At 45.2% G+C, this 11,597-nt stretch carries 7 protein-coding genes; 3 read left to right on the top strand and 4 right to left on the bottom strand.

Annotation, left to right across the window (positions count from 1 at the left end; all coding sequences use genetic code 11):
* Positions 1–510: IS30 family transposase (locus W293_RS17010; protein ID WP_025651758.1), on the top strand; the 510-nt coding region annotated here is incomplete at its 5' end.
* 106 nt (positions 511–616) lie between these two features.
* Here W293_RS17010 and W293_RS0108685 read toward each other — a convergent pair.
* Together W293_RS0108685 and W293_RS0108680 are read right to left on the bottom strand one after the other, a co-directional pair.
* The gene (locus tag W293_RS0108685) at positions 617–1,798 is read right to left on the bottom strand and encodes an aspartate aminotransferase family protein (protein WP_025652064.1); all 1,182 of its coding nucleotides are present in this window, start codon (positions 1,796–1,798) and stop codon (positions 617–619) included.
* Between the two features lie 49 nt (positions 1,799–1,847).
* Complete coding sequence (locus W293_RS0108680; protein ID WP_101211590.1) at positions 1,848–2,036, bottom strand: DNA gyrase inhibitor YacG; 189 nt, start codon at positions 2,034–2,036, stop codon at positions 1,848–1,850.
* A gap of 270 nt (positions 2,037–2,306) precedes the next feature.
* Here W293_RS0108680 and W293_RS16310 point away from each other — a divergent pair, with 270 nt between their 5' ends.
* Positions 2,307–2,954, top strand: coding sequence for a DUF938 domain-containing protein (locus W293_RS16310; protein WP_037025194.1), 648 nt, complete (start codon positions 2,307–2,309; stop codon positions 2,952–2,954).
* Positions 2,955–3,125: 171 nt separating this feature from the next.
* Here the strand turns inward: W293_RS16310 and W293_RS0108670 are convergent, their stop codons facing one another.
* Positions 3,126–4,520, bottom strand: a complete 1,395-nt coding sequence (locus W293_RS0108670) for an ABC1 kinase family protein (protein WP_025652062.1) — start codon at positions 4,518–4,520, stop codon at positions 3,126–3,128.
* Positions 4,521–4,863: 343 nt separating this feature from the next.
* The gene (gene purD, locus W293_RS0108665; protein ID WP_025652061.1) at positions 4,864–6,201 is read right to left on the bottom strand and encodes a phosphoribosylamine--glycine ligase; all 1,338 of its coding nucleotides are present in this window, start codon (positions 6,199–6,201) and stop codon (positions 4,864–4,866) included.
* 498 nt (positions 6,202–6,699) lie between these two features.
* Between purD and W293_RS0108655 the strand changes: the two genes are divergently transcribed.
* Positions 6,700–11,550, top strand: coding sequence for an NAD-glutamate dehydrogenase (locus tag W293_RS0108655; RefSeq protein ID WP_025652060.1), 4,851 nt, complete (start codon positions 6,700–6,702; stop codon positions 11,548–11,550).
* Positions 11,551–11,597: the final 47 nt, after the last annotated feature.

Here is an 11,597-nt window from a genome sequence, read left to right as displayed (position 1 = left end):
CGTATCAATGACAGAGTCTCGATTCATGAGCGCCCTTGTATTGTTGAAGAACGTACGCGAATTGGTGACTGGGAAGCGGATACCGTTATCGGTCAGCATCACAAGCAAGCGATTGTCACGCTCGTTGAACGTAAAACGGGGCTGCTGAAGATGAAGCGTGTGGGTCATAAAACAGCACAGCAAGTATCAGAGGCAATGATAGAACTCTTAGCGCCAGTGAGGTTGCAGGTTAAGACCATTACCTCTGACAATGGTAAAGAGTTTGCTCAGCATAAAAAGGTGAAACAAAAGCTCTTTAGCTCTTTCTTCTTTGCCGATGCTTATGCGTCATGGCAGCGAGGAACCAACGAAAATACCAACGGCTTGATCAGAGAGTATCTGCCTAAAGGCTGTGACTTTAGACAAGTCTCTGATGATGAGATGCAGGACATTGAGAACAAACTAAATAACAGACCAAGAAAACGCTTAGGGTTTAAAACGCCTATGCAGGCGTTCTATAATATTAATTAGCGTTGCACTTGGTGTGTTAATCTAAGAAGCGTTAAAAAGCAAAAAGCCTATAGATAGCTACTATCTATAGGCTTTTTTAGTGTTAGCGTTTGATTAAATCAATAAATTAAAACAACACCTTTAATAGCTCAATCAAACGATCAGCCACTTGCGTGCTTTCATCACGGCTCATGTTAAGCGGTGGTAGTAAGCGCACCACATGACCACCAGTCACATTGATAATCAGCTTTTGTTCATCACGGGCTCGATCGACCAGCTGACTACAGTCCATGTCTTCAGGTAAGGCAATACCGATCATCATCCCAGCACCGCGACTGGTGACACCATGTTGTCCTAAGCTATTGACCAAGCATTCGCGAATGAACTGACCTTCCGTCACTGCATTATCCATAATATCGCTATTTGCCAATACCTCGTAGACGCTGTGCACCACACGACTGGCTAAGGGCGTGCCACCGTAAGTAGAGCCATGGCTACCAGCACCGAACAAACCGTTGGCGCGGCCACGTACCATACAAGCACCGACTGGAAAGCCATTGCCTAAGCCTTTCGCTGTCGTCAAAACATCAGGACGCGCGCTGCTATGCTGATACGCAAAATATTTGCCAGTGCGGCCATTGCCAGTTTGTACTTCATCTAGCATAAATAGCCAGTTATGAGCATCACACTCTGCTTGCAGCTCTTCTAGATAAGTAAAGCCATTGGGAGCAGTATTGAGACCGCCTTCGCCTTGAATAGGCTCTACAAAGATAGCGCAAATATCATCATGTTCTTGCGCGGCTTGCTTGATCGCTGCGATATTGCCAAAGGGGACACGGATAAAGTCATCGTCTAAGGTATAAAAGCCTTCGCGCGCTTTTGGATTGGCTGTTGCTGATAATGACAATAAGGTGCGACCGTGGAATGATTGCTCCATAACGATGACTTTTGGACGTTTAAACCCTTGCTGATGAGCGTATAAACGCGCCAGTTTTAACGCAGCTTCATTTGCTTCGGCACCACTATTGGCAAAAAACACGTTGTCCATCTGAGCTGCCGTACACAGTACTTCGCCAGCACGCTCTTGCCAATCGATACCGAATAAATTGCTCGTATGCACCAAGGTAGCAGCTTGTTGTTGAATGGCATCGGTGATTTGAGGGTGGCAATGCCCCAAGCCACAAACAGCAATACCCGTCAGGGCATCTAAGTAAGGCGTATTATCTTTGGTATACAGCCAGCTGCCTGAACCACGAGTAAAGCTGATCGGCTGACGATTATAAGTGGGCATCAGGTAAGTAGCTGACATACAAAATATCCTTGCGGTGATAACGTTATAAAGTGATTAGACGGATTGATTATAGCTCATCCGAAAATGGAGTCGACTCGGCCGGTAGGGTGTACTCTTCGTTGGCCCAAGCACCTAAGTCAATAAGCTTGCAGCGGTCACTACAAAAAGGCTTATATTTATTGTCTTGCCATGCGGTCTGAGTGCCGCAGCATGGACAAGGGTAAGTTTTGGGCACAGTGTTGGCAGTATCAGTCATAATAAGTGAGGTCATCCTCATAGGTAGTAGGAAAAGTATGCTCAGCGAATGGGAGTCGGTATAATAGCATGAGGCTAAAGAATGACAAAAGGCAAATAGCTTTCTATGTCAAACCAGCCTAAACAAAGCGAATAAAGAATACACCTAAAGCATATGCTGTAGTGCTTAACAGAGTTTTTATAAAATAGACATTACAACTAAATCAGTAATAGTTTAATAATCAAATTGATAGCCTACTAAAGACTATCGCTTACAGGACGAAATCCTACTATGACGCAACAAGCAACGCTTTCCCATCAGAAAAATCGTGCCTTTCAACCACAAAAGCTGTCAGCGCCGCGCGACTTTATTGTTCCAAAGATAATCAGCGAAAACCAAGACAACGCCCCTTTATTGTTAGAGATTGGTGCCGGGAAGGGCAAGCACGCGCTCAGTTTTGCCACACAAAATCCTGATAAGCAACTGATTGCCATTGAGCGTACCCGTAATAAGTTTGAAGCCTTTGCTAAGATTGCAACACAGCAGAATTTATCCAACTTAAACGCCATTCATGCGGATGCCATCGCCTGGATCGTACATGCCGTCGCGGCCAGTAGTATCGCCAAAATTTTTATATTATACCCTAACCCAGAGCAGCACAATCCCAACCAGCAATGGCTGAATATGCCGTTTTTTGAGTTTTTATTATCGCGACTACAAGTAGGAGGAGAGGTAGTATTAGCGACGAATATCGAAGCGTATATGGATACTGCAGAGCAACAAGCTTGCACGGTATGGTGCTTACCAAACAAGCGTTATCATGTGCCGATAGACAGCGAGCGTACCCACTTTGAGGTAAAGTACTTAGCGCGTGGAGAAACATGTTGGGAGTTGACTATGCATAAGCCAAAAGGCTATAAAACAAGGTTTGATGATTAGCAAGTTAGCGAAATGGACATTAAAAAATAGCCTAAGCAAAAAATAAACCTAATAAGGATTAGCTCCCGTATAAATAAGACAGTTGTTACATACAAAATAGCCTAAGCAAATAAAATTATAAAATAAAAAACTGCCACTAAAGGGCAGTTCAAAAATTACACTCATTTCATCTTACAGATAAGGTTTCACAAGTTTATTAGAATCCGTATAAGCATCTAAAACCGTTAGAAGGGTATAGGCGCCGATAAACTTACGGCTAATGAACATAAATTCTTTTGGCGGCAGATTAAATTCAAAAGACTGCATAGCGCGCGTCGCAGCAGAGGAAAGGCGTGAGTGTAGTTTACTATTTGCCCAGATATAACGATTTTGTTCATCCAAACACTCAGTAGGAATATCAGGATTGGTCGCTGGATCGCTAAAAGGCTCAGTTGCCAAGAGGAACAAAGAGGCGATATCGGAACAAACTTTTTCACTCATCGTGTCAAAAAAATCATAACCAGTCATGGCTTGCATCATTGCCTGATGGTCGTGACGGTAGCCAGCTTTTAGTAAGCCATGAGCAATTGTCAAAAGAGTATTATCAAACTGACGAATCGCCCCAAAATCCAATAATACTAACTTATCGACCTCGTGGTCATTGTCGCTGACACGAACGAGATAATTACCAAAATTTGGGTCTGTTTGCATCTCGCCCCAAACAAAAATCTCTTGCATCATGATCTCTATTGCCGACTGACCAATGGCATTGCGACGTTCGTGCGATAAAAGCTGCAGTGCTTCCGAGACGACGCTAATGCCGGGCTCGTAAGACATACACAATAGGCGTTTGCTTGAATAAGCGCGATTAATTTTGGGCACAGCATAGCGCGGATCATCTATCAGCCGCTCATAAAAACGCTCAGTAGTTGCAGCTTCTGCCTCATAATCGACTTCATGATGAAGTAGGTCACGTATCTCTTCAAACCATGCATCGAGCGAGCGCGTTTGCGGGACAATATTACTGACTTTTAGCAAACGCTTAAACAAGGCAAGATCAGAATTGATGGCATCTGCTACCCCTGGATATTGAATTTTTAACACCACTTGCTCACCAGTGGCTAATACCGTGGCGCGATGAACTTGGGCGAGAGAAGCCGTACCGATCGGAATAGTATCGACGTCGAGCTCGCTGAGTCTATCGCCTAATAATTGACGCAAGGTCTGCTCGATGGTTGGCCATGACAGGGTAGCGGTATCGTCATTGAGTGTTTGTAGTGCGCGCGTTATCTCAGGTGGCAATACATGCTCACCGTAAATAGCCAGCATCTGACCGATTTTGACCACGGAGCCTTTTAGTTTGCCCAGCTCTTCTGCGACATAATTTGCCTGCGCTTCCATAAAAGCTTGGTTACGTGCCGTGCGCGCTTCTTTATTCAAAAACATACCAGACACGCTGTTACCTGCCCAACGACGACCAATGTTTAGAGAAGTTTTGGCAATCGACATTCGACGTTCAAACCCTGAGGTTTTTAGATTGTCAATTGATTGCTTATTATTAGAAGGTTTAGACGTATCATTTGCCATAAATATAATCATTCATCCGGTTGGTATTGATGTGCGGGTTTGAAACCGACAATACAAGAGAGATGCGACGCGCAGGTACAAACGGGTACAAAATTGTATCATATAAAGGGGCAGGGGTTTATAAGCCTTAGCCGACCGCTAGCAGTTAGTTTGTAAGCTAACGTATTAATCTAAATGATGATACGCCCTAATAAGGTAGCAAAAAATACGACCTAGTATAGTACTAGGTCGAATCATAACTCACTTAGAGAACATGGCACTCAATACAATACATAACGTCAACGATGGTTTAAACGTGCCAGATAAGTGAATTATCCAATATTGCTAAATGGCTGATGATGAATTACGCCTGTTCGCGAGCAATGGCATGATGACCAATATCGCGGCGATACTGTGCCCCATCAAAACTAATCGCACCTGTCACTGCCAGTGCTGCTTGCTGAGCGTCTGCAATACTATCTGCTAACGCCGTCACACATAATACTCGCCCGCCGTTGGTGATGATTTCTGCATTAACGTTGTGCGCATTAGCATTGTTATCATCCGAAAATGCCGTGCCTGCGTGAAAGACCTTAACTGCGCTATTATTGTTAGCATCCAGCTCAGGCAAGCCAGCAATCACATCACCTTTCGAAGAAGTTTCAGGATAGCCTTTTGAGGCAACAACGATACCAAGGGCAGGGCGCGCATCCCATTGAGCATCGCTTGGTAACTGGCCTGCCAGCCCTTGAGCGACCAAATCTACCATCGACGATTGCAAGCGCATCAAAATTGGCTGTGTCTCTGGATCACCGAAGCGGCAGTTGAATTCAATGACATAAGGGTCACCTGCGTCATTAATCATGAGTCCTGCATATAAAAATCCAGTATAAGGATGACCGGCCTCCTTCATCGCATCGACCACTGGTTGAATAACTTGTGACATGACCTTGTCGTGGACATCTTGGGTGACAACTGGCGCAGGAGAGTAAGCACCCATGCCGCCAGTGTTGGGACCTGTATCGCCTTCAAAAGCACGTTTATGATCTTGGCTAGTCGCCATCGGTAATATATTGTCACCATCAATCATACAAATAAAGCTGGCTTCTTCACCTTGCAAGAACTGCTCGATCACCACACGGCTGCCTGCATCGCCAAACTTATTGTCGGCCAGCATATCATCGATTGCTTCATATGCTTGTTCGATAGTCTCCGCGACGATGACGCCTTTACCAGCAGCCAGACCATCCGCTTTAATAACAATGGGCGCGCCTTGCTCATCAATATAAGCTTTGGCAGCGTCAGTATCTGTGAACCCTTGATAAGCTGCCGTCGGAATATTGTTCTGTGCCATAAATTCTTTGGCAAAGGTTTTTGAGCCTTCTAACTGCGCACAATATGCCGTTGGGCCCCACGCCTTAATACCAGCAGCACGGCAGGCATCGATGATACCCGTCACCAATGGGGCTTCTGGTCCAACGATGACCATATCGATGGCGTTGTTTTGGCAAAACTCAATGACAGCATTGTGTTCATCAGTTCCGCTACCTGTAGACTCGAGAACAACGTTTTGGCATTTGGGTTCAAGGGCAGTACCAGCATTACCTGGGGCGACGTAGACGTGTTGGACGTTGTTATCTTTTGCACATTGCCATGCTAGCGCGTGTTCACGACCACCTGAGCCAATCACCAAAATATTCATCATACGTCTTGCCCTTAGCATTAAAGTTAATAATGAGTTAGTCATACACTCTGAGAGATAGCCGTATTCTAACAAAAAAAGTGCCTTGATTGCCATGAGTATCCACCTGCCAGCCGTTATTCATCAATAATTAAGGTGTGTTGTCTCATTAGCAAAGGTTATCGGCATGTTGCTGATTCATGAAATGATGTTGTACGCTTTAGCTATGCGACTAGGTGCGTTACACTTCAATATATTAATGGTATTAAATCTAGCCAGCCGTTTGCTCTTATAAACATTAGGCAATAAAAAACAACAGAGGATGCCAAAGAGAACGATATGGTTTATTAGAAGCTCGTTAATGGATGTACTGCTATCTGATATTGGTGATTCATTACATTCAGACCTTGCTAATAATTAATACTGATTAATAAGTAGAAACCAACTAAGTGCTAACAAAGAAAAGCACTTGAAAAGAAAAGCACTTGAAATACTAAACCTATAAAAAGGACAAAGGACATGCCAAACTCCCTAAGTATCGCAAAAGAGCGCATCAGCCAGATAAGCGATATTGCCACCAATTATGTACAAAATGACAAATCACTATTTGATCATTTTATTCATAGTTATTATCAGCCCCTGCATCAAGAGACGGCAGAGGCTATCAGCAATACTGACTTAGCAGGCATGGCGCTCCATCATTTTACGCTACTCAAGTCTTATGATGGTAAACAACCGCAACTCGCTATTTTGAACCCAAAAGCAGAAGAGCAGCATTTCCACAGCTCGCACACGGTCATACAAATAGTGGCGTACGACAGACCATTTTTAGTAGATACTATTTTGATGAGTCTTGAGGCTCAAGGTATCGACGTGCATCGCACTTATAACATTATTATCAGTGTTGAACGCGATGATGACGGCAACATTGCTCATATTGAAGGTGCTCATGAAAGCGCGACGTCGCACTTATCTATGATTCATTGTGAAATTGCCTATCAAGACAACGAAGAGTTGGCCGCATTACAGCAACTGTTGTTGGCAAAAGTGGATACGCTCGATACCGTCGTTGGTGACTGGAAACAAATGCGCGAGAAGCTAACGGACATCCAGTCGGAGCTGTCAAAAAAACCATTGCCAGAAGTATTCTATTCGCAGCAAGAGATTCAAGCGTTCTTAGATTGGATATTGGACGATCATTTTATCTTCTTAGGCTACCGTGAATATCGCTTAGAAGGCGATAGCATGATGGATGTCAACAGCGACGCTACCAATTCTAAGAACGCAGATTTGGATTTATTTGCCATTGGCAATAGCGGTCTTGGTTTGCTACGCGGTGCCGCAGAAGACACTTTGTCAGAAAGCTTTAGCCAATTGCCAAAAGTGTTAAAGCAGCTGTTGACCGAGCCGCGAGTATTGATGTTATCCAAATCGAGCCGTGTCTCACCTATACATCGTTCTGTATATATGGACTTCTTAGGTATTCATAAGTTTGATGACAATGGCAAACTGGTCGGTGAATATCGATTTATTGGTTTACTGACGTCGCAAGCTTATCAACTTACTGTCCAACAGATACCATTACTGCGTGAAAAAGCCAATAAAATCATGGCAATGGCAGACTTACCGCGTGATGGTCATGCACATCATAAGATGATGCACGTCATTAATACTTTACCGCGTGATGATTTGTTTCAAGCCAGCGTCGAAGAGCTTTATCCGATTGTCTCTGGTATCAGTCAATTACAAGACAAAAAGAGCCTGCGCTTATTCAGTCGTATCGACCATTATCAGCGTTTTGTTTCTTGCTTGGTCTATATTCCCCGCGATAAATTCAACACTGAACTGCGCATCAAAGTGCAAAATGTCTTGAAAGACGCGTATGGTGGCACCTCATCTGGCTTTACCACTGAATTTAATGAATCTGCCCACGCCCGTGTGCATGTCCACGTACGTACTGTGCCCGGTCAAGTTAATGATGTGAATACAGCCGCTTTAGAAGAAAAGCTGTCGGCACTCATGCAATCATGGGGCGACCACTATCAAAAAATGTTACTCGACAATGTCGGTGAGCAACAAGCCAATGCACTTAATCGTCGTTTCTTCAACTACATACCTGCCGCTTACCAAGAGCGCTTTGATACCCGTACGGCTGTCGAAGATGTTAAACGCTTATCAGGATTGACCGATGAGCAGCCAATGATTTGGCACCTATATCAGTCAACCGGTGACGCAAGCAATCAGCTGCATCTTAAGCTGTATGGACGTGAGCAACCCGTTATTTTGTCCAAAGTCTTGCCAATATTAGAGAACTTTGGTGTTTCAGTGATTTCTGCGCAAACCTATGAGTTTGACTTACCAGAGCAGCCTATCTGGATGCAAGAGTATGAACTGACCTTGGAGCATGTCGATACGGTTGATATGCAAGTGGTGCGTAATCAATTTGAAGACAGTCTCAAGCAGATTTGGGCGGGACGTGTTGAGAGTGATTCCTTTAACGAGCTGGTATTAATCACCAAACTAGACACTTATGATGTGGTCGTACTCCGTGCCTTGTCCCGCTATATGATGCAAGCCCGCGCGCCATTCTCTAGTGCTTATATTCAGCAAACGGTGGTAAAAAACAACGACATTAGCGTGGCACTAAGCAGCTTGTTCGATGCACGTATGAATCCTAAGTATAGTGAAGAGGCGCGCACAGAAAAAACCACGAAAATTCAAGAGCAAATCACCGCCGCCTTGATAGACGTTGATAGCTTGGATGAAGATCGTATCTTGCGTTGGTATTTAGACCTAATCAATGCCATGGTGCGTACCAACTTCTATCAAACGGATAGTGAAGGCGCACGTAAAGACCGTCTGTCGTTTAAGTTCTTAGCTGCAGATATTCCAAACTTGCCAAAACCGAAGCCGATGTTTGAGATATTTGTCTATTCACCACGCGTTGAAGCCGTGCATCTACGCGGTGGTAAAGTTGCCCGTGGTGGTCTGCGCTGGTCAGATCGTATGGAAGACTTCCGTACTGAAGTACTGGGTCTGGTCAAAGCGCAAATGGTCAAAAACGCAGTTATCGTGCCGGTTGGCTCAAAAGGCGGCTTTATCGTTAAGACCAAGTCGATGGCAGATGGTCGCGAAGCGTTCCAAGCTGAAGGGATTGCTTGTTATCAGACATTCCTACGCGGTATGCTCGATATCACTGACAATATCGTTGATGGAAAAATTGTCCCGCCAGCCGATACGGTGCGTCATGACGAAGACGACCCGTATTTGGTCGTTGCCGCTGACAAAGGCACGGCAAGCTTCTCCGATATAGCCAATGCCTTAGCTGCTGAATACAACTTTTGGCTTGATGACGCCTTTGCCTCCGGTGGCTCAGTCGGTTATGACCATAAGGCCATGGGTATCACAGCCCGCGGTGGTTGGGAGTCAGTCAAACGTCACTTCCGTATGCGCGGTATGGACATTCAAAACCGTGATGACTTTACTGTCGTCGGTATTGGTGACATGAGTGGTGATGTATTTGGTAATGGTATGCTGAGATCGACCCATACCAAGCTGGTCGCAGCCTTTAACCATCTTCACATCTTTATCGATCCCAATCCAGATACTGCTGCGTCTTATGCCGAGCGGGAACGCTTGTATGAAACGCCGCGCTCGACGTGGGACGATTACGAAAAGTCGCTCATTAGTCAAGGTGGTGGGGTGTTCTCACGCACGGACAAAAGCATCGCTATTAGCGCTGAGATGAAAGAGATTTTCGATATTAGCGAAGACAACTTGGCCCCTAATGAGCTTATTAGTGCACTAATGAAGTCGCCAGTGGATCTCATCTGGAACGGTGGTATCGGTACTTACGTGAAAAGCGAAAATGAAAGCCATGCTGATGTCGGTGACCGTGCCAATGATGCAGTCCGCGTCAATGGTAACGAGCTGCGTACAGCCGTCGTCGGTGAAGGGGGGAACTTGGGCTTTACCCAGCAAGGGCGTATTGAATACGCACAGACGGGCGGACGTATTTATACCGATGCCATCGATAACTCAGGCGGCGTGAACTGCTCAGATCATGAAGTCAATATCAAAATCTTACTCGGCAAAGTCGTTGAGCAAGGTGACATGACCCTGAAGCAGCGTAACGAGCTGCTAGAAAGTATGACCGATACTGTTGCAGAGCTGGTGTTGCGCCAAAACTATCTACAACCACAAGCAATTGAGCTTAGCCATATCCGCGCCGCTGCTAACCTAAGCGATCACCAGCGTTTTATCCAAATGCTAGAAAGCGAAGGTCGTCTTGATCGTGCCATTGAATACTTGCCAGCAGACGAAGAGATCGCCAAACGTCAAAAAGCGGATACCGGTCTGACCAATCCTGAACTGGCGGTGGTCATGGCCTATGGCAAAATGTGGGTTTATGACAACTTGTTGCTATCGGACTTGCCAGATGATCCATACTTTATCAATGAGCTGCGTAAGTACTTCCCAGACGAGCTGGCTACGCGTTTCTTTGATGAGATGACTGAACATCGTCTGCATCGTGAGATTATCAGTACCTATCTGACCAATAGTGTGGTCAACCGTTTGGGTATCGAGGCACTGTTCCGTCTCTATGAAGAAACCGATCAGTCTCTAGCGACTATTATTCGTGGTTATGCGATTAGCCGTGATGTCTTCAATGTGGCAAAAGCTTGGAACACGCTTGAGTCGTTAGATAATAAAGTCGATGCGACGCTGTTATTGAACCTCGAGCTGCGTCTACGTGATGCTCTCGAGCGCGGTGTGGTGTGGTTCATCAATGCCTTTGGGCAAAACTTGCAAGTGGCAGATATGATTAGCCGCTTTAGTGAAAGTGTTGAGAAACTAACCAAATCAGGCGGTTTTATTGAGCAGCAATTTTCCGAGTACTTAGAGGCAGACACCCATAGCTTGGTGGAAAAAGAGCTATCCGATACGGATGCTACCTTGTTTGCTATGCTGCCTTATCATGTTGATGCGTTAGATGCAGCGCGCCTTGCCGAGCAATATGAGCGTCCTGTCGATGAGATTGCGACCTTATACTTCGAGGCCTACCATGTCTTGCAGCTAGATTGGATGATGGATAATATCGCCAACTTACCACAGCAAGACTATTGGGATCGCCGTGCCCGTCATGCCTTAGTGAATGAGCTGTCACGTAGTCTGCGTCTGTTAATGGACGCCATATTGTCCAAGCCAGATGCACAGCAGGCATTTAGCGAATGGAAAGCGCGTCATAAAGACCATCTTGAAGGGGTAACGACGGAGATGCATAAGCTCGATAGCAATGATGAAAGTGCTATTAGCTTGTCAACGCTCTCTGTCCTTATGAGTGAGCTGAGCGGCCTAGTGACTAAATGAGTGAAAGTGAGCAAGTGACTAAGTAAAGAGTCATGAAATAAATAACA

This window comes from Psychrobacter sp. TB67 (assembly GCF_000511065.1).
GTDB lineage: Bacteria > Pseudomonadota > Gammaproteobacteria > Pseudomonadales > Moraxellaceae > Psychrobacter > Psychrobacter okhotskensis.
This window is presented reverse-complemented; position numbering and strand designations above follow the sequence as displayed.